The following is a 24,396-nucleotide window of genomic DNA, read 5'->3' on the forward strand; positions in this document are numbered from 1 at the left end:
GGCGGGCGCCCGGGGGCGCGCGAGGGAGGAGGGGCGGGCGCGCGAGGGCGCGGGGGGCTCAGCGCACACCCACGGAGGCCAGGGCGCGGCGCTGGGCGGCGGTCGGGGTCCCGGGGAAGTAGAGGTAGCAGACGCCGCCGGTGCCGCTCCGCTCGCGGCCCTGCTCGTCCAGGCGCCGGGTGCGCAGCCAGACGTTCTCGAAGGCCCGGCGCGGGTAGACGCGGCGCACCCCGGCGTTGTCCTCGGCCGCCGGGTCGTTGGCGATCACGTCACCCTCGGCGGTGAAGCCGACGACCGTCATCAGGTGCCCCGAGGTGCCGTACCCGGCGCCCTCCAGCTCGGCCTCGTGGAAGGACTGGGAGGTGATCAGCGGGATGCCGGCGGCCACCAGCCGCTCCGCGTCGGTGAGCGCGGCCAGCCGGGTGACGACGGAACGCAGGCCGTGGTGGGTGGCGGCGTAGGCGGCGTTGAAGGGCCAGTTGCCGCAGCCCTGGTAGCCCCAGTCGAACGTCCGGCGCGCGGCGTGGCAGACCTGCGGGTCGCTGTAGGAGGGGTCCACCCAGGCCAGGTCCTCGGGCGAGGGGCGGTGGCCCCAGGACTCGACGATCATCTGGGAGGAGGTGGGGCTGCACCAGGCCTCGCCGCCGTTGTCGTACTCGGGGTAACGGCCGAGGTGGACGTTCTGGGAGTACCGGGGAACGACCAGCTCGGTGCCGGCGGCCGGGCCGGGGGCCGTGGCGGGAACCTCGAAGCGGTCGGGCAGGGCGGAGGTCATCGCCCCGGCGCGCCGGACGGTGGGGGCCGCGGAGCCGCCCGGCGCGCGGCACAGAGTCAGGCGCAGCCGGTAGGCGGCCAGCAGGGGCCCGGCCGGGTCGTCGACGGCGAGGGTGTCCGTCCACACGGTGCTGCGCCCGTCGCCCTGGCCGTCCACGGAGGTGCGGCGGATGTCGCCGTCCCCGGAGGCCCAGACGCCGAGGGTGTACCAGGGGCTCTCGGCGCCGTCGGTGTAGGTGGCGCGCACCTCGGCGCGCAGCCAGGTCCCGGCCGGGGTCTCGGCGTTCCAGGAGGGGATCAGCTCGGTGGCGGGGGCGGCGGGCCGGGCCTCGGGGGAGGTCCAGGTGGCGTACTCCCAGCGACGGGTGGTGCCGGTGTGCGGGTCGGCGTACTCCAGCGTGCCGGCCGGGCGGGCCAGGGTGAGGCCGGGGCGCGGGCCGGTGAGCACGGCGGTGCCCTCGCCGGTGCCCTCGCGCCACTGGGCGGCGGTGGCCCAGGCGCGGTTGCCGATGGTGGAGGCGGGGGCCGGGCCGGCGGCGCGGCGGGACCCGCCGGCGTGGGCCAGGCCGACGGTGACGGCGGCGGTGCCGCCGGCCGCGGCGGCGACGGCCGCGGCGAGCACGGCGCGGCGGGGGGTGGGGGTCACGGCGGTCTTCTCTCCCGGGGGTACCCGGCGCGGGGGCCGGAGGGTCAGGGGCCGGAACGTGGTGCCTGAATCACTATCGCCCGCGGGGGCGCTGACGGCCAGTAAGCGAACGGGAACGCGCGGCGCCGCCGGTGGTCTCGACCGGTGGCGATCCGCGCGCGGTGAGCGACGCTCCCCCGCGCGGGGGTCCCCCCGGGCGAGGCCTGGGGTGGGAGCTACCCCCAGCGCGGCTGCCGGGCGGCGGATGAGGACGATGGCCGCGCCACGCCGCGCGGGCGGAGAAGCGAGCGAGGGGTGCCGCGCGGCGGGCATGGGCAACGGCCGGGGCGGGGGGCGGGCTACGCTTCCGGGCCATGACGCGCGCCGACGACGCCGGGGAGGGCGAGGGGGAGGACGCCCTCGCCGGGCTGGCCGCCCGGGTGCGGGCCCTGCCGCCGTCCCTGGGCCCGGTGCGGCTGGTGGCCGTGGACGGGCACGCCGGCTCGGGCAAGTCGACGCTCGCCGCCCGCCTGTCCGCCGCCCTGGGCGGGGCGCCCGTGGCGCACCTGGACGACCTGGCCGCGCACGGGGCGTTCTTCGGCTGGGTGGAGACGCTGCGCGCGGGGGTGCTGGAGCCGCTGGCGGCCGGGCGCGAGGGCCGCTTCGCCGTGTACGACTGGGAACGCCGGGCGTTCCGCGGCGAGGCCCGGGTGCCGCCCGCGCCCGTGGTGCTGCTGGAGGGGGTCGGCGCGGGACGGCGGGCGCTGCGCGCGCACCTGGCGCTGCTGGTGTGGATGGCGGTGGAGCCGGAGGAGGCGTGGGCGCGGGGCCGTGAACGGGACGGGCCGGGCCTGGCCGGATTCTGGCGGGAATGGGTGCGCGCCGAGCGCCGGCACTTCGCTGATGATCCGTCAAAGCCCTTTGCGGATATCCTGATGATACCGAGTGGTGGCAGCTACCAGGCCCGCGCGTGAGGTCCCGCAGGGACGGCCCGCGCGCGAGGCGGGAGCCCGTTGTGGGGGTCGTCATGAGTTCTGGCGCGGACCGCGCGCACGGGCCGCCTGGCCCGCACACCGGCGCCGACCTCGCCTGGCTGCGGGGTGTGGACGCCTACACGGCGGCGGCCTACCCCGAGGCGGAGGAGGAGTTCCGGACGGCCGCCCGGGAGGACCCGGGGATGGCCGACGCCTGGCTGGGGCTGCACGCGCTGCGCGTGGACGTTCCCGTGGCGCTGCGCCAGATGCACCGCAACCGCGCCCGCTTCGGGGAGCAACGCACGCGGCACGGCCGGTCGTTGAGCTCCTGGTACTGGCTGGGCTGGTGGGTGCAGCCGGTGCTGGAGACCGAGCGCGACCTGCTGCTCGCGCACGCCTCCCACCTGCTGGACGGGCGGCGGATGGCCGAGCTGGACCGGGCGCTGGCCGAGTGCCCGCCGCCGGAGTCCGACCCCTTCGCCCGCTTCCTGCACGCCTGCCGCTGCTACCTCTCCAAGGACTGGGAGGGGCTGTACCGGTTCACCGCCTCCCTCACCGACGACCCCCAACTGGGCGTGGAGGCGGGCCTGTTCGCGGGGATGGCGCGGGTGAGGCTGGAGATGTACGACCAGGCGGAGCCGCTGCTGGCCGCCGCGCTGATGCGCTGCCGGGCCGAGCAGCCCCAGCGCAAGGAGCTGCGGTACTGGCTGGCGCGGGCCCGGGAGGGCAGCGGGCGCAGCGCCTCGGCCATTCCGCTGTACCGGGCGGTGCACCAGGTGGACGCCGAGTTCATGGACACGGCCGTGCGGCTGATGGCGCTGACCGCGGAGGACCCGGAGTCGGCGCACATGACGGCGCCGGGCGCGCGGAAGGCCGCCGGGCCCGGACTCGAGGACGAGGCGGCCGGGCTGTGGCTGCCGCCCGGCTACCCCGGCGCGGGCCGGGCGGCCTCCGCGGCGGCCGTTCCCGGGACGGTTCCCGGGGCCGTCGCCGGGGGCGGGGCCGGAGGCGCCGGGGCGGAGGACCAGGCCGGGGGCCCCGCCGGGCACGCCGCTCCCCCGCCGGGCCTGGGCGGGCTGCCGCCGGCCGCCGACCCGGCGCTGCTGGCGCGGGCCCTGGCGGAGCTGGACCGGATGGTGGGCCTGGGCCCGGTCAAGGAGCAGGTGCGGGCGATGTCCGCCCAGCTGCGGATGGCCCGCCTGCGCTCGGGGCAGGGCCTGCCGGTGCAGCCGCCGAAGCGGCACTTCGTCTTCTCCGGTCCCTCGGGCACGGGCAAGACGACGGTGGCGCGGCTGCTGGGCCGGGTCTTCCACGCGCTGGGGGTGCTGGCCCACGACCGGCTGGTGGAGGCCCAGCGGGCGGACCTGGTCGGCGAGTTCCTGGGGCAGACGGCGGTGAAGGCCAACCGGCTGATCGACTCGGCCCTGGGCGGGGTGCTGTTCATCGACGAGGCGTACAGCCTGGTCCACTCCGGCTACAGCAAGGGCGACGCCTACGGCGACGAGGCGCTCCAAGTGCTGCTGAAGCGGGCCGAGGACAGCCGCGAGCACCTGGTGGTGATCCTGGCCGGGTACCCCGAGGGCATGGACCGGCTGCTGGCCGCCAACCCTGGCCTGGGCTCCCGCTTCTCGGCGCGCGTGGAGTTCCCCAGCTACAGCCCGCGCGAGCTGACGGCGATCGGCGAGCTGCTGGCGGCCGAGCACGGGGACAGCTGGGACGCCGAGGCACTGGAGGAGCTGCGCAGCATCGGCGAGCACGTGGTGAGCGAGGGCTGGATCGACGAGCTGGGCAACGGCCGTTTCCTGCGCACCCTGTACGAGTCCTCCTGCGCCTTCCGGGACATGCGGCTGGCGGAGGCGGCCGTGGCACCGAACCGGGCCGAGCTTTCCACGCTGCGGCTGCCGGACCTGATGCAGGCGTACGGCGAGGTGCTGCACGGGCGGGACCGGCCGGGCGGCGGGGAGGACGGGCTGCCCTCGCTGTCCTGAACGGCACCGCCCCCCCGGCGGGGCCACGGGGGCGGCGCAACGGCCGGGGCGCGCGGCCTCAGGACGGCGGCGGCTCCGGGCGTTCCCCGTGGGCCTCGGCCAGCGAGCGCAGCGTGCGGGCGGCGGCGAGCGCCGCCGCGCGGCCCACGCCCGGCTGGATCGCCATCACCGCCAGCACCGTGCCGTCCGCGAGGTCGAGCGTGACCCACGGGTCGCCCGGCCGCAGGGTCACGCGCAGCACCTCGGGCCAGGCCAGGCGGCGGGTGGTGGTGAGGTTGACCACCGTCACGCCCTCGGCGTCGGCGACCACCCGGGGGCGGGTGAGCACGGCCAGCACGCCCCAGACCAGCACCCCGGCGCCCGCCACCGCGGCGCGGTCGCCCGCGCCCCAGCCGACCGCGCCGCCGGAGGGCAGCAGGAAGGAGATCAGCACGAGGACCGCGCAGACGGTGGCGCCGATGACGTGGAGAACGACCCGGGTGAGCACCGGCCGGAAGGTGACGGGCAGCGCGGGCGGCGCGGCAGCCGCCCCGGGGGTGGGGGCGCTCACAGCCGGGCGGCGTGGATGCCGGTGGTGAGGATGGCGCGGGCGCCCAGGTCGTACAGCTCGTCCATCACCCGCTGGGCGTCCTGGACGGGCACCATCGAGCGGACGGCGACCCAGCCCTGGTCGTGCAGCGGCGAGACGGTGGGCGACTCCAGGCCCGGGGTGAGAGCGACGGCCTTCTCGACCAGCTCGGCGCGGATGTCGTAGTCCATCATCACGTAGCGGCGGGCCACCAGCACGCCCTGGAGACGGCGCAGGAACTGCTGGACCTTGGTCTCCTCGGCGGTGTCCCCGGTGCGGCGGATGACCACGGCCTCGGAGCGCAGGATCGGCTCGCCGATGATCTCCAGGCCCGCGTTGCGCAGCGTCGTGCCGGTCTCCACGACGTCCGCGATCACCTCGGCCACGCCGAGCTGGATGGCCGTCTCCACGGCGCCGTCGAGGTGGACCACCGAGGCGTCCACGCCGTGCTCGGCCAGGTGCCGGGCGACGACGCCGTCGAAGGAGGTGGCCACGGTCAGGCCGCCGAACTCGCGCACGTCGCGCACGGTGCCGGGGCGGGTGGCGTAGCGCAGCGTGGAGGCGGCGAAGCCCAGCTGCATGATCTCCTCGGCCTTCACGCCCGAGTCCAGCAGCAGGTCGCGGCCGGTGATGCCGAGGTCCAGGCGGCCGGAGCCGACGTAGACGGCGATGTCGCGGGGGCGGAGGTAGAAGAACTCGACCTGGTTGTCGGAGTCGAGCATGACCAGCTCGCGGCGCTCCTTGCGCTGCCGGTAGCCCGCCTCATGGAGCATCGCCGCCGCGGGCTCGGAGAGTGCTCCCTTGTTGGGGACGGCGATGCGCAGCATGGGGCGTGCTTCCTTCTCGGTCTCGGTCTGCGGCGGTCTGCGGCGTCGGTCCGCGGGGGGATCCGCGAGCGGGGGCGCCGGTCAGAGGTGAGCGTATACGTCGTCCAGGGAGATGCCGCGGGCGACCATCATCACCTGGAGGTGGTACAGCAGTTGGGAGATCTCCTCGGCCGTGCGGTCGGCGCCCTCGTGCTCCGCCGCCATCCACACCTCGGCCGCCTCCTCGACGATCTTCTTGCCGATGGCGTGGACGCCGAGGTCCACCAGCTCGGCGGTCCGGGAGGTGCGGGGGTCGCCTGTGGCGGCCTTCTGGGCCAGCTCGGCGAAGAGCTGGTCGAAAGTCTTGTTGGCCATGGTGGTCCCACCCTAACGGCCCGCACGGACAGGGCCCGCCCCCGGGCGGGGGCGGGGGCGGGCGTCCGGCACGGGCGTCCGGCGGGGACGTTCAGGGGAGGGCGCGCAGAACGGCCGCGGTGGCGACGGCGGCCGAGACCGCCTCGTGGCCCTTGTCCTCGGCGGAGCCGGGCAGCCCGGCGCGGTCCAGGGCCTGCTCCTCGGTGTCGCAGGTCAGCACGCCGAAGCCGACGGGGACGCCGGTGTCCACGCTGACCTGGGTCAGCCCCTGCGTGACGCCCTGGCAGACGTAGTCGAAGTGCGGGGTGCCGCCGCGGATGACGACGCCGAGCGCGATGACGGCGTCGTAGCCGCGGGAGGCCAGGGCCCGGGCGGCGACCGGCAGCTCGAAGCTGCCGGGGACGCGCACCAGGGTGTGCCGGGTCACGCCCAGCTCCTCCAGGGCGCGGCGCGCCCCGTTCACGAGGCCGTCCATCACCGTCTCGTGCCACTGGGCGGCGACGACGGCCACGTTGAGGTTCGTGCCGTCGATGGTGGCCAGCTGGGGGGCGCCCTTGCCGCTCACGTGCGTTCTCCTTCTCCGGTCCCGGCGCTCGCCGGGGGCTCCCGGTGGTCCTGGTCGTCGGCCGGCGGCGTCGTCCGCGCCGCCGGCGCTGTCGGGTGGGTGTGTGAGGGTGTCGCGGGTGTCCGAGTGGGGTGACTCCCCCGCCCGGCCGCCTACTGGTTGGGGCAGGGCTCCAGCCACGGCAGGTCGTGGCCCAGCCGGTCCCGCTTGGTCAGCAGGTAGCGGAGGTTGTGCTCGCCCGGCGGGACGGGCACCGGCTCGCGGCCGGTGACGCGCAGGCCGTGGCGGACCAGGGCGGCCGTTTTGTCCGGGTTGTTGGTCATCAGGCGCACCGAGCGTACGCCGAGGTCGGCCAGGATCCGCGCGCCCGCGGCGTAGTCGCGCGCGTCGGCCGGCAGGCCGAGTTCGAGGTTGGCGTCGAGGGTGTCACGGCCGCGCTCCTGGAGCTCGTAGGCCCGCAGCTTGGAGAGCAGCCCGATGCCGCGGCCCTCGTGCCCGCGCAGGTAGAGGACCACGCCTCGGCCCTCGCGGCGGATGCGGTCCAGGCCCTCGCGCAGCTGCGGGCCGCAGTCGCAGCGCTGGGAGCCGAGCACGTCGCCGGTCAGGCACTCGGAGTGCAGCCGCACCAGGACGTCCTCGCCGTCGCCGAGGTCGCCGGCCACCAGGGCGATGTGCTCGCCGCCGTCGGAGGCGGAGCTGTAGCCGTAGGCGCGGAAGTCGCCGTGGACGGTGGGCAGGGAGGTCGCGGCCTCGCGGCGCACGGCGGGGGCGGCCTCCTCCTCGGCCTCGGCCTCCTTGAGGTAGGCGATCAGGTCCTGGATGGAGATCAGCGTCAGGCCGTGGCGGCGGGCGAAGGCGCGCAGGCCGGGCAGGCGCAGCATGGTGCCGTCCTCGGCGGCGATCTCCACGACGACGCCGGCGGGGCGCAGGCCGGCGAGCCGCGCGAGGTCCACGGCGGCCTCGGTGTGGCCGGGGCGGACCAGGACGCCGCCGGTGCGGGCGCGCAGCGGGAAGACGTGCCCGGGACGGGCGAAGTCGGCCGGGCCGGCGGCGGGGTCGGCCAGCAGCCGGATGGTGGCGGCCCGGTCGGCGGCGGAGATGCCGGTGGTGACGCCGTGCGCGGCGGTGGCGTCGACCGAGACGGTGAAGGCGGTGGCCATCGACTCGGTGTTCTTCTCCACCATCTGCGGCAGGTCGAGCCGTTCGGTCTCCTCGGGCGTCATCGGCACGCAGATCAGACCGCGGCACTCGCTCATCATGAACGCCACCAGCTCGGGCGTGATCAGCTCCGCGGCGGCGACGAGGTCGCCCTCGTTCTCGCGGTCCGCGTCGTCCACGACGACGACCGGGCGGCCGGCGGCGATGTCCGCGACGGCGCGGGCGACGGGGTCGAGGGCGGGCACGGCGACGGCGGCCGGGTGCCCGGCCTCGCCCGCCGCCGCGGGGGCGGTGGCGTGCTGGGTGAGGGTCATGCGGGGGCTCCTTCCAGTGCGGCCGGCTCCGGCCGGGCGGCCCCGTCGCGGGAGCGCAGCCACCAGGCGCGCATGCCCCACAGGACGAGGACCAGGTAGACGACGTAGACGAGGCCGGAGAACGGCAGGCCGCTGTCGAAGGCGAGCGGCACGCCGACGAGGTCGACCAGCAGCCAGGCGAACCAGAACTCCACGAGCCCGCGGGCCTGGGCGACCATGGCCACCAGCGTTCCGACGAAGATGTAGGCGTCGGGCCAGGGGTTCCAGGACAGGTCGGGGAAGGCGGTGAACAGGCCGCCGACGGCCAGGGTGCCCGCCGCGGCGCCCGCGGCCAGGGCCCCGCGCTCGCCCCAGGTGGCGAAGCGGACGGCGACGTGGCCGCCGGCGCCGCTGCCGCGCTGCCACTGCCGCCAGCCCCACAGGGCGACGGCGATGACGAGCACCTGCTTGCCGACGCCGCCGCTGAGCTGGGCCGAGGCGTAGGCGGCGACGAGGACGAGGCCGGAGAGCAGCTGGACCGGCCAGGTCCACAGGGAACGGCGCCAGCCCAGGGCGAGGGCGGCGAGCCCGGCGAGGTTGCCGAGCATGTCGGACCAGATGACCTCCTGCCCGAAGGCGGTGAAGGCCGCCGAGTTCAGCGGGTCGAGGAGGCTCATGAGGCCGGCCCACCCGCCTGCGCGCCGTGGGCGAGCAGCCGCTCGACGTACTTGGCCAGGACGTCCACCTCCAGGTTCACCGGGTCGCCGGGGCCCTTGATGCCCAGGGTGGTGAGCGCGAGGGTGGTCGGGATGAGGCCGAGGGTGAAGCGGTCGGGGCCGGCCGTCACGACGGTGAGGCTGACGCCGTCCACGGTGATGGAGCCCTTGTCCACGACGTAGCGGGCCAGGTGTTCGGGCAGGGAGACGGTGACGCTCTCCCACTGGTCGCCCGGGACGCGCTCCAGGATGGTGCCGGTGCCGTCGACGTGGCCCTGCACCAGGTGGCCGCCGAGCCGTCCGCCGAGGGCCATCGGACGTTCGAGGTTGACGCGGGAGCCGGGGACCAGGGCGCCGAGGCTGGAGCGGTGGAGGGTCTCGGCCATCACGTCGGCGGTGAACTCGCCCTCGCCGTGCTCCACGACCGTGAGACAGACGCCGTTGACGGCGATGGAGTCGCCGTGGCCCGCCCCCTCGGTGACCAGGGGGCCGCGCAGCCGCAGGCGGGCGGAGTCGCCGCCGCGCTCGATCGCGACGACCTCGCCGAGTTCTTCGATGATGCCGGTGAACACTCAACTCTCCTCGGGGGCTGTGGGGATCAGGGCGGGGATCACGGCGGTGATCCGCAGGTCCGGTCCGATCCGGGCCACGTCGGTGACGCGAAGGCGCAACGCCCGCGCGACGGTGGTGATTCCGCCGCCGGCCAGGGCCTGCGGGCCGGCGCCGAGCAGGGCGGGGGCGAGGTAGCCGGTGACCTCGTCGATCGCCCCGGCGGCGGCGAAGGAGCCGGCCAGGGTGGGGCCGCCCTCCAGCAGCACCGAGCGCACGCCCCGCTCGTGGAGGGCGGCCAGCAGGGCCGCCACGTCCAGGCCGGGGGCGCCGCCGGGGGCGCGGGGCAGCCGGATCACCTCGGCGTGCGCGGCCAGGCGCTCGACCCGCTCGGCGGGGGCGTCGTGGGCGACGGCCAGGAGAGTGGGGGCGGCGCCGTCGAGCACCCGGGCGCCGGGGCGGACGGCGGCGGCCTCGGTGTCGGCGACCACGCGCAGCGGGCGGCGGTCCTCGGCGCCGGGGACGCCGCGGACGGCGAGGTGCGGGTCGTCGGCGCGGGCGGTGCCGGAGCCGACGAGGACGGCGTCGGAGCCGGCGCGCAGCCGGTGCACGTCGGCGCGGGACTCCGCCGAGGTGATCCAGCGGCTGGTGCCGTCGGCGGCGGCCACCCGGCCGTCGAGGGTGGCGGCGTACTTCCAGCGCACGTGCGGGCGGCCGAGGCGGACGGCGGTCAGCCAGGGGGCGTTGACGGCCTCGGCCTCGGCGGCGAGCAGGCCGCCGGCGACGTCGAGCCCGGCGGCGGCCAGGGCGGCGGCGCCCCCGGCGGCCCGCGGGGTGGGGTCGGCGACGGCGTAGACGACTCGGGCGAGGCCGGCCGCGATCAGGGCGTCGGCGCAGGGCCCGGTGCGGCCGGTGTGGTTGCAGGGCTCCAGGGTGACGACGGCGGTGCCGCCGCGCGCGGCCTCGCCGGCCTCGGCCAGCGCGTGGACCTCGGCGTGGGGGCCGCCGGCCCGCCGGTGCCAGCCCTCGCCCACGGGGCGTCCGGCGGCATCGAGGACGACGCAGCCGACGACGGGGTTGGGGCTGGTGGCGCCGAGGCCGCGGGCGGCCAGCTCGATGGCGCGGCGCATCGCCGCGCGCTCGGCCGCGGGTGCGGGCCCCTCGTCGCGGGCCTCCGGCGCCGGTGCTGCCACCGGGTCCTCCTGCCTGAACAGGCACGGCTCCGGGGCTTCGAGGGACAGGACGGAAGGCCGGATCCGGGCCCCGCCGGAACCCCGGACCACCCCCGTCGCCGGGGGCGGAGGGTCGCCGGCCTGGCCGGTCCCGCTCCGCCGCGCACTGCCTCCCATCCGGACTTTAACCGTCGGTCCAGGAATTCCACCTGGTCAACCGGCCGCTGGCAGCGGACGGGTCGCGGACTATAACCGCCGGTTCGGAGTTTCACCGACCCCGGAGTGCGCTACGTCACTGGTACGCCTCTCAGTCTGCCACGGCCGCCGCGCCCCGGCGCCGGGCTGTGGGCGGCATCACAAGGCGGCGGGGCGGGGTCGCGGGCGCCCCGCCCGCGGACGTTGCCCCGGCCGGTGAGGCGGAGGCCGTCTCCGGCCCCGGGCCGCCGAAGAGGTCGCGGCGGGCGGTGTCCAGCGCGGTGAGCAGGCCGCCGCCCAGCACGGGGCTCCCGCCGACAACGGCCGCCCTGACCTGGGTCTCCAGCGGTGACAGCTCGCGCAGCCTGCGCTCCACGCGCCCGGCCAGGGCCTCGCCGCCCGCGCGCCCGGTCTCGCCGCCGAGCACCGCGCAGCCCGGGTCGAGGACGGCCGCCACCCCGGCCAGGCCCAGGGCGACCCGGCCGGCCAGCTCGTCCAGGAACGCCGCTCCCGGGCCGGAGTCCGCGGCGGCGGCCCGGGCCACGGCCGCCTCGGCGTCGGTCGCGTCGAGCCCGTGGCGGCGGGCGAGGGCGAGGACGGCCGCTCCGCCGGCCAGGGCGTGGAAGCCGCCCTCGCAGTCGGCGGCGCCGGGCAGGCCGCCGGTGCCGGGCACGGGCAGGAAGCCGATCTCGCCGGCACCCCCGGAGGCGCCGCGGCGCAGGGCGCCGTCCAGCACGACGGCGGCGCCGACGCCAGCCCCGAGCCACAGGAGGACAAAGGTGTCGCGGTCGCGAACGGCCCCGAGCCGGTGCTCGGCGATGCCGGCGAGGTTCACCTCGTTCTCCACCAGGACGCGGCCGGCCTGCCGTGTCCGCAGGGCGCCCGGGAGGAGGCGGTGCCAGCGGGGCAGCGAGCCGGAGGCGCGCAGGGCGCCGGTGGCGGGGTCGGCCAGGCCGGGGGCGCCCATCACCGTGGTGTGCAGGGTGCTCACGCCGGCGGCGCGCAGCGTGTCGCCCAGGGCGTCCGCCACGCGGGCGACGACGGCCTCCGGGCGTTCGTCGCCCGGCCCGCCGCCCGGCACGGGCAGGGCGGCGCGACCCACCGTCTCGCCCGCGAGGTTCGCCACCGCGAAGGTAACGCCCTCGGCGCGGACGTCGAGCGCCGCGACGTGCGCCCGGCCCGCGACCAGGCCGTAGACCCGGGCCCGGGGGCCGCGCCGCTCCCCGCGGTCCTCGCCGACGACCGCGACCAGGCCGTCGCGCGCCAGCCGCTCCAGCAGGTCGGCGACGCTGGGGCGGGAGAGGCCGGTGAGGTCCTTGAGCGCCGCGGCCGTCAGGGGCCCGCGTTCGGCCAGCAGCTCCAGGGCGATCCGGTCGTTGATGGCGCGGGCCGTGCGGGGCGAGGCGATACGCGCGGTGGTCATGGCGGCATCCTCGCAGACCGTGCGGCCTTTTTATCAGGAAGGCTTCCTGATAATTTCTCGGCATGCCGCAGTCCCCCTCCCCCGCCGGAACGGCGGCGGTCCGCCGCGCCCGGATCGCGGTCGGCGCCGTCTTCGCCGTGCACGGCGCCAGCCAGGGCAGCTTCGCCACCCGCATCCCCTGGATCCAGGACCACCTGGGCCTGAGCACCGCGGTGCTGGGCCTGGCGCTGGCGTTCCCCGCGATCGGCGCCTCGGTGGCGATGCCGCTGGCCGGCCGCATCATGCACCGGTACGGCGCGCGGGCGGCGGTGCGCGGCCTGCTGATGCTGTGGTGCGCGGCGCTCGCCCTGCCGGCGCCGGCGCCCTCGCTGCCCGCGCTGTGCGTGGCCCTGTTCGTCTTCGGCGCGACCGCGGGCATGGCGGACGTGGCGATGAACGCCCAGGGCGTGGACGTGGAGCGGGAGTTCGGCCGTTCGATCATGTCCGGGCTGCACGGGCTGTGGAGCCTGGGGACGCTGGCGGGCGCCGCGGCGGGCGTGGGCGCGGTGCACGCCGGCCTTGACGCGCGGGCGCACCTGGGGATCGCGGCGGCGGCGCTGGCCGCGGTCGCGGTCCCGGCCTGCCGCGGGCTGCTCCAGGTGCCGGCGGACCCGATGGCCGAGCCGCCGCCGCGGTTCGCGCTGCCGCCGCGCTCGGCGCTGCTGATCGGCGCGGTGGGGATGTGCGCGGTGCTCGCGGAGGGCGGCAGTGCGGACTGGTCGGGGGTCTACCTGGAGGACGTCACGGGCGCCTCGCAGACGGTGGCCGCGGCCAGCTACACGGCCTTCGCGTGCACGATGGCCCTGGCGCGGCTGGCGGGGGACGCGGTGGTGCGCCGGGCGGGGCCGGTGCGGACGGTGCGGCTGAGCGGGGTGCTGGCCGTCTGCGGCGGGCTGCTGGTGGTCACGGCGCGGGTCCCGGCCCAGGCCATCGCGGGGTTCGCGCTGCTGGGCACGGGGATCGCGGTCGTGGTGCCGCTGACGTTCGCCGCCGCCGGGCACCGGGGGCCGAACCCGGCCCAGGCCATCGCGGGCGTCGCCACCGTCACGTACACGACCGGGCTGATCGCGCCGACGCTGATCGGGACCATCGGCGAGGTGGCCTCGCTCGAAGCGTCCTTCGCGGTGGTCACGGCCGCCGCCACGGTGCTGGTGCTGGGCGCGCGGGTGCTGGCCCCGCCGCCCCGCGACACCCCCGTGGCCGCGGGGCGGCCGGCCGCCGGACGGCGGGCCAGGGGAACGGGCGGGCCGCCCGCGTGAACGGCCCGCCCGCGCGTTCAGCCGAAGGCGCGCACGGCCTGGTAGTAGGTCCAGGCGGTGGCGTCGCAGGCGGAGCCGGTGGCCCCCGAGTAGCGGTCGCACACCCGCTGCAGGTCGGCGTAGAAGGCGCTGTCCAGGCGGGCCTTGTTGGCGCTGAAGGTGCCGGCGGCGCGGTAGTTCCGGTACCCGAAGTCATGACGTGCGCATGACAGGCTAAAAGGGAAGCCGAAGGGGTTGTCCGGGGAGCTGGAGCAGTAGTCGGTGCTCCAGTCGAACCGGTAGGCGGACCAGGCGCCCTGGTTGTTCCGCGCGCTGAGCCAGGCGTTGTAGCTGCTGGCGCTGGTCTGGGTCCAGCTGGAGAGCACCTGGGGCTTATTGGCGGGAACGGCCTGGGCCGGGGCCGCCGCGACGGCGACGCCGCCGAAAGCGAGCAGGGTGGCGGTCAGGACCGTGGCGAGCCGCTGGCGAATACGCATGCGCGTCCTTCGGGGAATCGGGCGGCCGGGAGCCGGCCCGGCCGCGTGGGGGGAACCGGGTGCCGACGCTACGGACGGGCACCCGACGCCTCAACCCTGCGGGCGTTTACGCGAGTTGACAAGCCAACGAACGATTGGTCCGGACCTGGCGGGAGCGCGGCGCCACGGCACGCGCGGAGGGCGCCGCCGGCGCGTGCCGGCGGCGCCCTCCGCGCCCGTTCTCAGGACCAGCTGGCGTGCAGCGGCTTCCCCTCGGCGTAGCCGGCCGCGCTCTGGACGCCGACCACGGCGTTGCGCGCGAACTCCTCCAGCGTGCCCGCGCCCGCGTAGGTGCAGGCCGAGCGCACCCCCGCCACGATCGAGTCGATCAGGTCCTCCACGCCGGGCCGCTCGGGGTCCAGGTACATCCGCGAGGTGGAGATCCCCTCCTCGAACAGGCCCTTGCGGGCGCGCTCGTAGGGCGATTCCTCGCTGGTGCGGCTGCGCACCGCGCGGGCCGAGGCCATGCCGAAGCTCTCCTTGTACAGCCGGCCGTCCGCCGCCTGCTGGAGGTCGCCCGGCGACTCGTGCGTCCCGGCGAACCACGATCCGATCATGACGTTCGACGCCCCGGCCGCCAGCGCCATGGCCACGTCCCGGGGGTGGCGCACGCCGCCGTCCGCCCACACGTGCTTGCCGTGCCGGGCGGCCTCCCGCGCGCATTCCAGCACCGCCGAGAACTGCGGCCGGCCGACGCCGGTCATCATCCGCGTGGTGCACATCGCGCCTGGGCCGACGCCCACCTTGACGATGTCGGCGCCCGCCGCGATCAGGTCGCGCGTCCCGGCCGCGGAGACGACGTTGCCCGCCACCACCGGAACGCCCGGATCCAGGCCGCGCACGGCGGCCAGCGTGGCGATCATCGACTCCTGGTGGCCGTGGGCGGTGTCCACGACCAGGGCGTCCACGCCCGCCTCCAGCAGCGCCTTGGCCCGGCCCGCCACGTCGCCGTTGATGCCGACGGCGGCGGCGACGCGCAGGCGTCCTGCCGCGTCCGTCGCCGGGGTGTAGAGAGTGGCGCGCAGGGCGCCCTTGCGGCTGAGGATGCCCGCCAGCCGCCCGTCCGCGCCGACCGCGGGCGCGATCTTGCGGTGCGCGGCGTCCAGCGCGGCGAACGCCTCCTGCGGGTCCATCTCCGCGCGCAGCAGCACCAGATCCTTGGACATCACCTCGCCGACCTGCGTGAAGCGGTCCACGCCCGTCAGGTCCGCCTCGGTGACGATGCCGACCGGCCGCTCGGCGGAGACCACCACGCCCGCGCCGTGCGCGCGCTTGGGCAGCAGCGCCAGCGCGTCGGCCACGGTCTGGGTGGGGGCCAGCACGATGGGGGTGTCCAGCACCAGATGGCGGCGCTTGACCCAAGCGATGACCTCGGTGACCACGTCCAGCGGGATGTCCTGCGGGATGACGGCCAGCGCGCCCCGCCGGGCCACCGTCTCGGCCATCCGGCGGCCGGAGACGGCCGTCATGTTGGAGACCACCAGCGGGATGGTCGTTCCCGTGCCGTCGGGGGTGGCGAGGTCGACGCCCTGGCGGGAGCCGACCGCCGAGCGGTTGGGGACCATGAAGACGTCGTCGTAGGTCAGGTCGTACGACGGCGTCGCGTCGTTCAGGAACCTCATGCGGTGCTCGCTCTCTCACCTGCTGCTGCGTATCCGGCCGGTGGGGAGCTGTGGCTCCTGTGTCATTATCCCCCGCCGCGCGGGCCGGCGCCCCTCCCGCCGGGGGCCGGCCCGCGGGGAGGCGTCAGGTCCGGGCGGCCAGGGCCTCCACCTCGAACAGCACCCCGGGAACGGCCAGGCTCGTGACGCCGAGCAGGGTGTTCACGGGCGGCTGCGTGCCCCAGCCCTCCCGCACGGCCTCGGCGATGGGCCCGAGCCTGCTCACGTCGTGGTCCACCACGTACGTCCTGAGCTGGACGACGTGGCCGAGGCCGAGGCCGTGGGCGGCCAGGGCGAGGCCGAGGTTGCGGAACGCCTGCCGCACCTGCCCGGCGAAGTCCCCGGAGACGACCGCGCCGTCCGGGCCCGAGCCGTACTGTCCGGCGATCAGCACCAGCTCGGTCCCCGCGGGGACGGCGGCGGTGTGGCTGTAGCCGAAGGGGACGGGGTCGTGCAGGCCGTCCGGGTTGACCAGGGCGTGTGCCATGCGGCTCACCTCTCGTGCGGTAGGGGTCGGGGTCACGCCGGTCAGCCTGCCGTTGATTGGGTGACATCGCCTGTCACCTATTCCCGTAGGGTTGGGCGCGTGCGCGCCGACCGCCTGGTTTCGCTGGTGCTGCTGCTGCGGCAGCACGGCCGGCTGTCAGCGTCGGCGCTGGCCGACCGCCTGGAGGTGTCCCGGCGCACGGTGCTGCGCGACGTCGAGGCGCTGTCCGCGGCCGGCGTCCCGGTGTACGCCGAGCGCGGGCGGCACGGGGGCTTCGCGCTGCTGCCCGGCTTCCGGACCGAGCTGACCGGGCTCAACCACGACGAGGCCCTGGCCCTGCTGATCGCCGGGGCGCGGCGCGGGGCGCGGTCCTTCGGGCTCGGCTCGGCGCTGGCCTCGGCGCTGCTGAAGGTGCTCGACGCGCTGCCCGAGAGCCAGCGGGCCACCGCGGCCGGGGCGGCACAGCGCCTGCTGATCGACCCGGAGACCGACCTCCTGGCGCGCCGGGTCGCGGCCGAGGACGAGGAGGTGCCCGAGGCCGTGGTGGCCCAGGTGCGGCGCGCGGTGTTCGCCGGGCACCGGCTGCGCATCCACTACGAGGCGGTGGGCCGTTCCCCGCAGTGGCGCACGGTGGACCCGCTCGGGCTGGTGACCGTGCGGGAGCAGGGCTACCTGCTGGCCACCCGGGACGGCGAGGACCGCACCTACCGGCTCTCCCGGATCCTGGCCGCCGAGGAGCTGCCCGAACCGGCGCGGCGGCCCGACCGCGTCGACCTGGACCGGACCTGGCGGGAGCGCAGTACTCGCTTCCGGACGGGCGGCGAGCAGGTGGCCGTTCTGCTGCGGCTGACCCCGGACCGCCGCGAGGAACTGGCCCGCACGGCGCTGGTCCTCGGCCCCGAGGAGACGGAGCCGGACGGCCGCCTGCGCCTGGAGGCGACCTTCCAGGACCCACGCCACGCCGAATGGGCCCTATGGCAACTCGCCCCCCACGCCGAGGCGCTCTCCCCCCAGTGGCTGCGCGCCTCCCTGCACACCCGCGCAGCGGCGATCGCCACCCGCTACGAGTCTCCGCCCTGAGCGCGAGGGCTCGGAATGGGCCGCGCGGAAGCGCGCGGACTCGACGCGATCCGGTGCCGGCCCGGGGACGTACTCCCCCGCAGGCTGCGGAGCGGACCGCCCGGGAGCGTCGGCCGCGCCGAGCGCGGGCCGCCGCCGAAGCGGGTGCCCGTCAGCCGGTCTCGCCGCAGCCCGATCCCGGCCCGATGCGTGCTCCCCCGCGAGCTGCGCAGCGGGCCTCGCGGAAGCATCGGCCGCGCCGGACCCGGTGAACGCCGACCCGACTCGCCGCGGTCCGGGCCCGGCCCGGCCCGAGACGTACTCCTCCGCAGGCTCCGTAACGCCTCAACGCCACGCCGCAGGCGTGCGGAGACGGGAAGCGGCGCCGCGCGGAAGCGTTGGCCGCGCCGTGCGGGGCGGGCGTGGCAGGGGGCGGCCCGACCGGCGGGAGGGCCGCCTACGCGTCGGGGTCGGCACGGTCCAGGGCCGGGCGGCGGCCCGCGGGCTGGGTCAGCAGCAGGTCGGCCGCCGCCGTGTCGGTGACCAGGCTGGTGACCAGGCCCGAGCGCAGAACGGCGCCGATCGCGTCCGCCTTGCGCCGTCCCCCCGCGATGGCGACCACCTCGGGCACGCGGCGCAGCCGCTCCGCCTCGACGGTGATGCACCGCTCCCCCAGGTCGCGCCCGACGCGGCGTCCCTCCGCGTCGAAGAGGTGCGCCGACATCTCGGCGGCCACCCCGAGCGAGTCGTAGTGCTCCAGCTCGTCCTTGTTGAGCATGTCGTGGACGGTGGAGATGCCCGCCTCCCAGGAACCGATGGAGACGGCGGCGATCGTGACCTTGTCGAAGTACTCGAAGGCGGCGGCGATGCCCGGCTGTCTGCGCAGGGCCGCGGCCGTGCCCGTGTCGGGCAGCAGCATCGGCGCGTAGATCGGGTGCGCGGCGCCGCCGGAGACCGCGGCGGCCCGCCGGACGGCCTCCACGGACCCCCGCTCCGCGCCGCCCGCGTCGTATACGCCCGTGAGCTGGACCACCGTGCACGGCGGCAGCTCCCGCAGGGCCGCCGCCATGTGGATCGTGGAACGCCCCCAGGCCAGGCCCAGCACGTCGCCCTCGGCGACCAGCTCGCCCAGCAGCTCGGCGCCGACCTCCCCCAGGTGCTCCGGGTCGGGCGTGTCCTCGGCGGCCTCGGAGGGCGACTCGGCCACCACCACGTGCCGCAGGCCGAAGCGGGCGCGCAGCGCGTCGGAGCGCTCGGCGTCCAGCTCGGCGGGGACGCGGATCTCGATGCGGACCAGATCGTGCTCCACGGCGGACTCCAGCACCCGAGCGACCTTGAAGCGGCTCACCCCGAACTCGTCCGCGATCTGGATCTTGGACTTGCCCTCCAAGTAGAAGCGGCGCGCCATCGCCGCCGCCTGCATCAGCTCGGCGGGCCCCATCCTTGGAGCCGACCTGCCGGTCTGCACCGCGCTCACCTCACTGTCCTCCGGCTCGTGTCCCCGCTCACGTCTGGGTGTTCATCCTCGCAGATCCGAGGGGCCCTTGACTGTTGTCATGCGCGGTGCGGGCCCCGCGGAACCGTATCGACAGCCGGTGTTCACCGTGGCGTGGCGCGCGGGGCCGCCCGCTCACGCGCCGGAGCCGCCGCTCTCCGTCGCGGGCCTCGCCGCCCGCCCGGCGCGCTCCGCCTGCTCCCGCAGCCCCCGGACGGCCGCGGCCGGGTCGTCGGCGCCGTAGACCGCGGAGCCGGCCACGAAGACGTCGGCCCCGGCCTCGGCGCAGCGCTCGATGGTGGCGGCCGAGACGCCGCCGTCGACCTGGAGCCACAGCGGCAGGCCGTGGCGGTCGATCAGCCGCCGGGTGCGGCGGATCTTGGGCAGCATGACGTCGAGGAACGCCTGCCCGCCGAAGCCGGGCTCCACCGTCATGACCAGGATCATGTCGAGCTCGGGCAGCAGGTCCTCGTAGGGCTCGATCGGGGTCGCGGGCCGCAGGGCGAGCGAGGCGCGGGCGCCCTGGGCGCGGATCTCGCGCGCCAGCCGGACCGGCGCGGCGGCGGCCTCGGCGTGGAAGGTGACCGAGCCGGCGCCGGCCTCCGCGTAGGCGGGGGCCCAGCGGTCGGGGTTCTCGATCATCAGGTGGCAGTCCAGCGGGGTGTCCGTGGCCTTCCTGAGCGATTCCACCACGGGCAGGCCGAGGGTGAGGTTCGGGACGAAGTGGTTGTCCATGACGTCGATGTGCAGCCAGTCGGCGCCCTCGACGGCCTTGGCCTCTTCGGCGAGCCGGGAGAAGTCGGCGGACAGCATGCTGGGGTTGATCTGAGCCATGACCCAAGTATTCAGCATGTGTTAACGCGGCGTGTCGCTCAGGTGCGGCGCAGCAGCGCGAGGTACATCGCGTCGGTGCCGTGGCGGTGCGGCCACAGCTGAACGTCCGGACCCTCGCCGAGCTGCGGAACGCCGGGCAGCAGCGGGCGGGCGTCGATCCACTCGGCGCGGGCGCCCTCCGGGCCCGCGAGCACGTCCTCCACGACGCGGCGGGTCTCGGCGGGGTGGGGCGAACACGTGGCGTAGCCGACCACGCCGCCGGGGCGGGCGGCGTCGAGGGCCCCGCGCAGCAGGGCGCGCTGGAGCCCGGCCAGTCCGGCCAGGTCCTCGGGGCGGCGGCGCCAGCGGGCCTCGGGGCGGCGGCGGAGCGCGCCCAGGCCCGTGCAGGGAACGTCCACCAGCACCCGGTCGAACGCGCCGGGGCGCCAGGCGGGGCGCGTGCCGTCGGCGGTCACCACCTGGTAGGGGCCGGGGGTGCCCGCCAGGGCGCGCGCCACGAGGCGGGCCCGGTGGGGCTGCTTCTCGGCGGCGACCAGGGCGGCGCCGCGCTCGGCGGCAAGGGCGGCCAGCAGCGCGGCCTTGCCGCCGGGGCCCGCGCAGCCGTCCAGCCACCGGTCGTCCGGGCCGCTCAGCGGGGCGGCGGCCAGGGCCAGGGCGACCAGCTGGCTGCCCTCGTCCTGCACGCCCGCCCGGCCCTCGCGGACGGCGGGCACGGCGCCGGGCTCCCCGCCCTCGGCCAGGTGCGCGGCGTAGGGGGACCAGCGGCCGGGCTCGGCCCGCCCGCCGGCCAGCAGCTCCTCGCGGGCGGAACGGCCGGGGCGGGCGACGAGGGTCACCCGCGGGCGTTCGTTGTCCGCCGCCAGCAGGCGCTCGGTCTCCTCGCGGTCGCCGCCCAGGGCCTGGCGCAGCGCGGCGACCACCCAGCGCGGGTGCGCGTGGCGCAGGGCCAGGTACTCCTCGGGGTCCTCCTCGTAAGGAGGGGCGAGTTCGGCCAGCCAGGCGTCGAGGTCCCGGGCGGCGACGCGCCGCAGCACGGCGTTGACGAACTTCGCCCGGCCGTCCCCCAGCACGCAGCGGGCCAGGTCCACGGCGGAGCTGACGGCGGCGTGGCTGGGGATGCGGGTGCCCAGGAGCTGGTGGGCGCCCAGCGAGAGCACGTCCAGCACGGGCGGGTCCACCTCGCGCAGCGGGCGGTCCACGCAGGCGGCCAGGACGGCGTCGTAAGTGCCCTGGCGGCGGAGGGTGCCGTAGACCAGCTCGGTGGCCAGCGCGGCGTCCCGGGCGTCCAGGGTGCCGGCGGCCCGGGCCTTGCCGAGCATCGGGGGGAGCACGAGGTTGGCGTAGGCGCCGCGCTCGTCCACGGCGCGCAGCGCGTCGAACGCCAGGAGCCGCACCGGGTCCCGCCGGGGCCGGCGCGCGGGGCGGGCGGGCCGCTGCCGTTGGTCACTCACCGAGCCGCTCCCCCGGGGCGACGCGGACGCCGCGGGCCCAGTCGGCGGCGCGCATCGGCTTCCTGCCCTGGGGCTGGACCCAGGCCAGCTCCACGGCGTGCGAGCCGGTGCCCACGTGCACCGTGTGCTTCTCCGCGGCGAGTTCGCCCGGGGCCAGGCCCTCCCGGCCGGGCACGGGCACGACCTGACGCAGCTTCAGGCGCTCGCCGCGGAAGACGGTCCACGCGCCGGGCGCGGGGGTGCAGGCCCGCACCTGGCGGTCCACGCGCAGCGCCGGGGCCTGCCAGACGACGGCGGCGTCCTCGGCCGTCATCTTCGGGGCGGTGCTGACGCCGTCGGCCGGCTGGGGCGTGGCGCGCAGGGTGCCGTCCTCGATGCCGTCCATGGTGGCGGCCAGCAGGCCGGAACCGGCCAGGGCGAGGCGGGTGAGGAGGTCGCCGCTGGTGTCCTGGGGACGGATCCGCTCGGTGAGCATGCCGTAGACGGGCCCGGAGTCCAGGCCCTCCTCGATGAGGAACGTGCTCGCGCCGGTGATCTCGTCGCCCGCGAGCACCGCGTGCTGCACGGGGGCGGCGCCGCGCCAGGCGGGGAGCAGCGAGAAGTGCAGGTTGACCCAGCCGTGCCGGGGGATCTCCAGCGCGGACTTGGGCAGCAGCGCGCCGTAGGCGACGACGGGGCAGCAGTCGGGGGCGATCTCGCGCAGCCGGTCCAGGAAGGCGGGCTCGCGGGGCCGGGCCGGGCGCAGGATCTCCAGGCCCGCCTCGGCGGCGCGCTCGGCCACGGGGCTGGGGTGCGTGCGCCGCCCGCGCCCGGCGGGCGCGTCGGGCCGGGTGACGACGGCGACGACCTCGTGCCGGTCCGAGGCCAGCAGGGCGTCCAGGGCGGGCAGGGCGACCTCGGGAGTGCCGGCGAAGACGAGCCTCATCGTGCGTGTGTCACCTGATCCGTGTCGGGCTTGCGCGTGGTCCTGGCCCGGGGCGGAGGCGGGTCCGCGCCGCGGGAGCGGCTGGCCAGTCTACGGTCACCGGCCGCGCGGCGCCCTCAGGGGCGTGCAGCCCCCCGTGCGCCCCGTCGAGTTGACGATGCGCTCCGGCACCGTGACCCCGGGCGCCGCTGGCGCGTTGGTCAAGACAGATTGACCCTCCCGGCCCCTCCGGGTCCGGGAGGCCCCCACGGGCCGCTTGCCGGGCCCTTCCCTGACGCCGGTTCGAGAGGCTTGCTTCATGGCCGACCACGCCACCCCTGACACGCAGGCACGGGCCAGCCTGCATTTGCTGGTGCGGGACATCGAGCGGGTCCGCCGCCAGGTGGACGCGCTGCGCACCCTGACCGCACAGCTGGGCAACGTCTACCGCCCGCGCCGCCCCGGCCCCTCGGCGGGGTTCGTGGTGTACGGGCGTGCCCCCGCCCCGACCGTCCGGCTGGCCCAGGAGTTGCGGGACAGCGTGGAGGCGCTCGTGACGGCCGCCGTCGACTTCGACCGCTCGCTGGGGTTCTCCTGGGACGCGGTGGGCTCGGCCCTGGGCGTCACCAAGCAGGCGGTGCACCGGCGTTACGGCGCGCGCCGCCCCACGGCCCAGCCCCCCGGCGGCGCCGAGCGACCCCCGGCGCCGGCGCCGCCGGCGGTCCCCCCCGCGCGCGCCCTCCCGCCGCGCCCGCCGGCCGCCGCCGAACGCCCGGCCGACGCCCCGCGCCCCGGCGCGTTCCCGGGCCAGCGCAGCGGCTGAGCCGCCGCGCCCTGGGGGGCGCACCCGGGGCGCGTGGAGGCACGGGCCGGCCGCGGGGTGCCGTTAGCCGATGTCCGGGGGGTCGACGGTGACGCGGGCGCGGGGTCCCTCGCGGCGGGCGAGGCGGGCGGCCTGGGCCGACTTCAGCGCGGCGGCCAGCGCCCCGCCGCTGCCCGGCGGCACCCGGACCAGCGCCCGGACCCAGTCCTCGCCGGGGGGCGGGTCGCCGGGGCGGCGTGGCCGCCCCGGCTCGGCGCGCGGCAGCGGCACCGGCCCGAGCACCTGCGCGGCCTCGGGAAGCGCCGCCGCCCCCAGCAGTCCCTCGACGGCCTCCGGCGGGCCGGCGACGGCGGCCATCCGGGAGACGGGCGGGAAGCCCAGGGCCGCCCGGTCGGCCAGCTCCCGCGCGGCGTGCCCGTCGGGGTCCCAGCGCACGAGGGACTGCACGGGCCGCAGGGTCGCCTCGGCCAGCACCACCACCGTTCCCCCCTCGGTCTGCGGGCGGACCAGCGCGGCGGCGTGCAGCCAGCGGCGCAGCGCCTCCTCCCCGGATCGCAGGTCGGCGCGGCCCAGCAGGGCCCAGCCGTCGAGCAGCAGCGCCGCCGCGTACCCCGGCCCCTCGGCGACCGGCTCGGCGCCCGGCGTGCTCACCACCAGGGCGGGCCGGTCGGGGACGCCCTCCAGCACGTGGTCGCGGCCCGAGGTGCGCACGGGGACGGCGGGGAAGGCGCGCCCCAGCTCCTCGGCGGTGCGGCGGGCGCCCACGACGACCGCCCGCAGCCGGGCGCCCCCGCACTCCGGGCAGTGCCAGCCGCCCGTCCGGGTGCCGCACCAGCCGCAGGACAGCTCCTCGCCCGCGGCGACGGCGGCGAGGGGCCCGTGGCAGCGCCCGCAGCGGGCGGGGGCGCGGCAGCGGTCGCAGGCCAGCCGGGGCGCGTACCCCCGTCGGGGCACCTGCACGAGCACGGGCCCGCGGGCGAGGCCGTCGCGCAGCGCCTGCCAGGCGAGGGTGGGCAGGCGGGCCGAACGGGCGGCCCCGTCCCGGGCCTCGTCGTCCTCCCCCACCGTGCGGATGCGGGGCGCGAGGACGCGGACCGTCTCGCGGTCCGGCGCGAGCGGGCGGGCCCAGCCCGTCTCCACCAGCTGCGCGGCCTCGGCGGTGCGGGCGTGGGCGCCCAGCAGCAGCGCGGCCCGCTCCTGGGCGGCGCGCAGCAGCAGCACCTCGCGGGCGTGGGGCTGGGGCGCGCGATCGTCGCGGTGGGCGTCGTCCCCGTCGTCCCAGACGGCCGCCAGGCCCAGGTCGCGCACGGGCGCGAAGGCCGCCGCCCGGGTGCCGACCACGCAGCGGACGGCGCCGCGGCTGACCGCGAGCCAGCGGGCGTAGCGTTCCTCCGGGCCGGAGTCGGCGGTCAGCAGCACGTGGTGCCCGGGGCCCACCAGGGCGGTGAGCGCGGCGTCGGCGCGGGCGGCGGCCCGCCCGTCGGGGAGGACGGCCAGCGCGCCGCGCCCGGCGGCGAGGGCGGCGGCCAGGGCGCGGGCCAGTTCGTCGGGCCAGCCGGGTCCTGGCAGCGCGGTCCACACCGCGCGGGGCGCGTCGCCGCGGGCGAGCGCGGCGAGGAAGCCGGGGCCGTGGGGGTAACGCGCCCACCCGCGGGGCGGGGGGGCCGGGGGCGCGGGCGGGGCGGGCG

23 protein-coding genes and 1 riboswitch are annotated in these 24,396 nt (G+C 77.3%); of the genes, 5 read left to right on the forward strand and 18 right to left on the reverse strand.

The genetic code is table 11. From position 1 onward, the window contains the following. Positions 1–58: 58 nt before the first annotated feature. Positions 59–1,420: a peptidase C39 family protein gene (locus tag RM780_RS21065; RefSeq protein ID WP_311632390.1), complete on the reverse strand. Its 1,362-nt coding sequence runs from the start codon at positions 1,418–1,420 to the stop codon at positions 59–61. A 353-nt stretch (positions 1,421–1,773) separates the two neighbouring features. Between RM780_RS21065 and RM780_RS21070 the strand changes: the two genes are divergently transcribed. Both RM780_RS21070 and RM780_RS21075 read left to right on the forward strand, forming a co-directional pair. Then, positions 1,774–2,373: a uridine kinase family protein gene (locus RM780_RS21070; RefSeq protein WP_311632391.1), complete on the forward strand. Its 600-nt coding sequence runs from the start codon at positions 1,774–1,776 to the stop codon at positions 2,371–2,373. Positions 2,374–2,426: 53 nt separating this feature from the next. Next, entirely contained in the window at positions 2,427–4,361 is a 1,935-nt protein-coding gene (locus RM780_RS21075) for an AAA family ATPase (protein ID WP_311632392.1), read from the forward strand. Between the two features lie 58 nt (positions 4,362–4,419). On the opposite strand, the gene RM780_RS21080 is transcribed toward RM780_RS21075, so the two are convergent. From RM780_RS21080 to RM780_RS21120, 9 genes are all read right to left on the reverse strand, one after another. After that, positions 4,420–4,911 (reverse strand): PH domain-containing protein, encoded by a 492-nt coding sequence (locus RM780_RS21080; RefSeq protein WP_311632393.1) that lies wholly within the window; start codon positions 4,909–4,911, stop codon positions 4,420–4,422. Then, positions 4,908–5,756 (reverse strand): ATP phosphoribosyltransferase, encoded by an 849-nt coding sequence (gene hisG / locus RM780_RS21085; protein ID WP_311632394.1) that lies wholly within the window; start codon positions 5,754–5,756, stop codon positions 4,908–4,910. The genes RM780_RS21080 and hisG overlap by 4 nt, the downstream gene beginning before the upstream one ends. A gap of 81 nt (positions 5,757–5,837) precedes the next feature. Beyond that, positions 5,838–6,110 (reverse strand): phosphoribosyl-ATP diphosphatase, encoded by a 273-nt coding sequence (locus RM780_RS21090; RefSeq protein ID WP_311632395.1) that lies wholly within the window; start codon positions 6,108–6,110, stop codon positions 5,838–5,840. Between the two features lie 91 nt (positions 6,111–6,201). Next, positions 6,202–6,675: a 6,7-dimethyl-8-ribityllumazine synthase gene (ribH, locus tag RM780_RS21095; RefSeq protein ID WP_311632396.1), complete on the reverse strand. Its 474-nt coding sequence runs from the start codon at positions 6,673–6,675 to the stop codon at positions 6,202–6,204. 152 nt (positions 6,676–6,827) lie between these two features. Further along, a complete protein-coding gene (locus RM780_RS21100) occupies positions 6,828–8,147 on the reverse strand; it encodes a bifunctional 3,4-dihydroxy-2-butanone-4-phosphate synthase/GTP cyclohydrolase II (protein WP_311632397.1) in 1,320 nt (439 codons plus the stop codon). Beyond that, a complete protein-coding gene (locus RM780_RS21105; protein WP_311632398.1) occupies positions 8,144–8,803 on the reverse strand; it encodes a nicotinamide mononucleotide transporter family protein in 660 nt (219 codons plus the stop codon). The genes RM780_RS21100 and RM780_RS21105 overlap by 4 nt, the downstream gene beginning before the upstream one ends. Next, entirely contained in the window at positions 8,800–9,414 is a 615-nt protein-coding gene (locus RM780_RS21110; RefSeq protein ID WP_311632399.1) for a riboflavin synthase, read from the reverse strand. The genes RM780_RS21105 and RM780_RS21110 overlap by 4 nt, the downstream gene beginning before the upstream one ends. Further along, positions 9,415–10,521, reverse strand: a complete 1,107-nt coding sequence (gene ribD / locus RM780_RS21115; protein ID WP_311632412.1) for a bifunctional diaminohydroxyphosphoribosylaminopyrimidine deaminase/5-amino-6-(5-phosphoribosylamino)uracil reductase RibD — start codon at positions 10,519–10,521, stop codon at positions 9,415–9,417. A 201-nt stretch (positions 10,522–10,722) separates the two neighbouring features. Next, positions 10,723–10,853: riboswitch (FMN riboswitch) on the reverse strand. Between the two features lie 17 nt (positions 10,854–10,870). Then, entirely contained in the window at positions 10,871–12,181 is a 1,311-nt protein-coding gene (locus RM780_RS21120; RefSeq protein ID WP_311632400.1) for an ROK family transcriptional regulator, read from the reverse strand. Between the two features lie 62 nt (positions 12,182–12,243). On the opposite strand from RM780_RS21120, the gene RM780_RS21125 reads away from it, so the two are divergent. Next, positions 12,244–13,479 carry an MFS transporter gene (locus tag RM780_RS21125; protein WP_311632401.1) on the forward strand — a complete coding sequence of 412 codons (1,236 nt, stop codon included), beginning with the start codon at positions 12,244–12,246 and terminating at the stop codon, positions 13,477–13,479. A gap of 17 nt (positions 13,480–13,496) precedes the next feature. Here RM780_RS21125 and RM780_RS21130 read toward each other — a convergent pair whose 3' ends face one another. The 3 genes from RM780_RS21130 to RM780_RS21140 all read right to left on the reverse strand — a co-directional run bounded on the left by RM780_RS21130 (position 13,497) and on the right by RM780_RS21140 (position 16,142). Further along, positions 13,497–13,949 carry a phospholipase gene (locus RM780_RS21130; RefSeq protein WP_311632413.1) on the reverse strand — a complete coding sequence of 151 codons (453 nt, stop codon included), beginning with the start codon at positions 13,947–13,949 and terminating at the stop codon, positions 13,497–13,499. A 227-nt stretch (positions 13,950–14,176) separates the two neighbouring features. Further along, positions 14,177–15,616, reverse strand: a complete 1,440-nt coding sequence (locus tag RM780_RS21135) for a GuaB1 family IMP dehydrogenase-related protein (protein WP_311632402.1) — start codon at positions 15,614–15,616, stop codon at positions 14,177–14,179. Between the two features lie 124 nt (positions 15,617–15,740). After that, positions 15,741–16,142 (reverse strand): RidA family protein, encoded by a 402-nt coding sequence (locus tag RM780_RS21140; RefSeq protein ID WP_311632403.1) that lies wholly within the window; start codon positions 16,140–16,142, stop codon positions 15,741–15,743. Between the two features lie 99 nt (positions 16,143–16,241). Between RM780_RS21140 and RM780_RS21145 the strand changes: the two genes are divergently transcribed. Further along, entirely contained in the window at positions 16,242–17,222 is a 981-nt protein-coding gene (locus RM780_RS21145; RefSeq protein WP_311632404.1) for a helix-turn-helix transcriptional regulator, read from the forward strand. Between the two features lie 436 nt (positions 17,223–17,658). On the opposite strand, the gene RM780_RS21150 is transcribed toward RM780_RS21145, so the two are convergent. The 4 genes from RM780_RS21150 to fmt form a co-directional block, all read right to left on the reverse strand. After that, the gene (locus RM780_RS21150) at positions 17,659–18,642 is read right to left on the reverse strand and encodes a sugar-binding transcriptional regulator (protein WP_311632414.1); all 984 of its coding nucleotides are present in this window, start codon (positions 18,640–18,642) and stop codon (positions 17,659–17,661) included. Positions 18,643–18,831: 189 nt separating this feature from the next. After that, on the reverse strand, positions 18,832–19,530 hold the full coding sequence (gene rpe, locus RM780_RS21155) for a ribulose-phosphate 3-epimerase (protein WP_311632405.1): 699 nt from the start codon (positions 19,528–19,530) through the stop codon (positions 18,832–18,834). 38 nt (positions 19,531–19,568) lie between these two features. After that, the gene (locus tag RM780_RS21160; protein WP_311632406.1) at positions 19,569–20,981 is read right to left on the reverse strand and encodes an RsmB/NOP family class I SAM-dependent RNA methyltransferase; all 1,413 of its coding nucleotides are present in this window, start codon (positions 20,979–20,981) and stop codon (positions 19,569–19,571) included. Further along, a complete protein-coding gene (gene fmt, locus RM780_RS21165) occupies positions 20,974–21,906 on the reverse strand; it encodes a methionyl-tRNA formyltransferase (RefSeq protein ID WP_311632407.1) in 933 nt (310 codons plus the stop codon). Before fmt ends, RM780_RS21160 begins: the two co-directional genes overlap by 8 nt. Before the next feature lie 298 nt (positions 21,907–22,204). On the opposite strand from fmt, the gene RM780_RS21170 reads away from it, so the two are divergent. Continuing rightward, a complete protein-coding gene (locus RM780_RS21170; protein WP_311632408.1) occupies positions 22,205–22,708 on the forward strand; it encodes a hypothetical protein in 504 nt (167 codons plus the stop codon). A gap of 63 nt (positions 22,709–22,771) precedes the next feature. Here RM780_RS21170 and RM780_RS21175 read toward each other — a convergent pair. Next, the coding region (locus RM780_RS21175) for a primosome assembly protein PriA (RefSeq protein ID WP_311632409.1) at positions 22,772–24,396 on the reverse strand (1,625 nt) is incomplete at its 5' end.

Origin of the sequence: Streptomyces boetiae, assembly GCF_031845405.1 — a bacterium.
In the GTDB taxonomy this organism is placed as follows: domain Bacteria; phylum Actinomycetota; class Actinomycetes; order Streptomycetales; family Streptomycetaceae; genus Streptomyces; species Streptomyces boetiae.

Excerpts from the sequence above, each read along its gene's own strand:
- RM780_RS21070 (WP_311632391.1), top strand. The coding sequence starts at position 1,774 with ATGACGCGCGCCGACGACGCCGGGGAGGGCGAGGGGGAGGACGCCCTC.
- RM780_RS21075 (WP_311632392.1), top strand. The coding sequence starts at position 2,427 with ATGAGTTCTGGCGCGGACCGCGCGCACGGGCCGCCTGGCCCGCACACC.
- hisG (WP_311632394.1), bottom strand. The coding sequence starts at position 5,756 with ATGCTGCGCATCGCCGTCCCCAACAAGGGAGCACTCTCCGAGCCCGCG.
- RM780_RS21090 (WP_311632395.1), bottom strand. The coding sequence starts at position 6,110 with ATGGCCAACAAGACTTTCGACCAGCTCTTCGCCGAGCTGGCCCAGAAG.
- RM780_RS21100 (WP_311632397.1), bottom strand. The coding sequence starts at position 8,147 with ATGACCCTCACCCAGCACGCCACCGCCCCCGCGGCGGCGGGCGAGGCC.
- RM780_RS21105 (WP_311632398.1), bottom strand. The coding sequence starts at position 8,803 with ATGAGCCTCCTCGACCCGCTGAACTCGGCGGCCTTCACCGCCTTCGGG.
- ribD (WP_311632412.1), bottom strand. The coding sequence starts at position 10,521 with ATGCGCCGCGCCATCGAGCTGGCCGCCCGCGGCCTCGGCGCCACCAGC.
- RM780_RS21120 (WP_311632400.1), bottom strand. The coding sequence starts at position 12,181 with ATGACCACCGCGCGTATCGCCTCGCCCCGCACGGCCCGCGCCATCAAC.
- RM780_RS21125 (WP_311632401.1), top strand. The coding sequence starts at position 12,244 with ATGCCGCAGTCCCCCTCCCCCGCCGGAACGGCGGCGGTCCGCCGCGCC.
- RM780_RS21135 (WP_311632402.1), bottom strand. The coding sequence starts at position 15,616 with ATGAGGTTCCTGAACGACGCGACGCCGTCGTACGACCTGACCTACGAC.
- RM780_RS21140 (WP_311632403.1), bottom strand. The coding sequence starts at position 16,142 with ATGGCACACGCCCTGGTCAACCCGGACGGCCTGCACGACCCCGTCCCC.
- RM780_RS21150 (WP_311632414.1), bottom strand. The coding sequence starts at position 18,642 with ATGGGGCCCGCCGAGCTGATGCAGGCGGCGGCGATGGCGCGCCGCTTC.
- rpe (WP_311632405.1), bottom strand. The coding sequence starts at position 19,530 with ATGGCTCAGATCAACCCCAGCATGCTGTCCGCCGACTTCTCCCGGCTC.
- fmt (WP_311632407.1), bottom strand. The coding sequence starts at position 21,906 with ATGAGGCTCGTCTTCGCCGGCACTCCCGAGGTCGCCCTGCCCGCCCTG.
- RM780_RS21170 (WP_311632408.1), top strand. The coding sequence starts at position 22,205 with ATGGCCGACCACGCCACCCCTGACACGCAGGCACGGGCCAGCCTGCAT.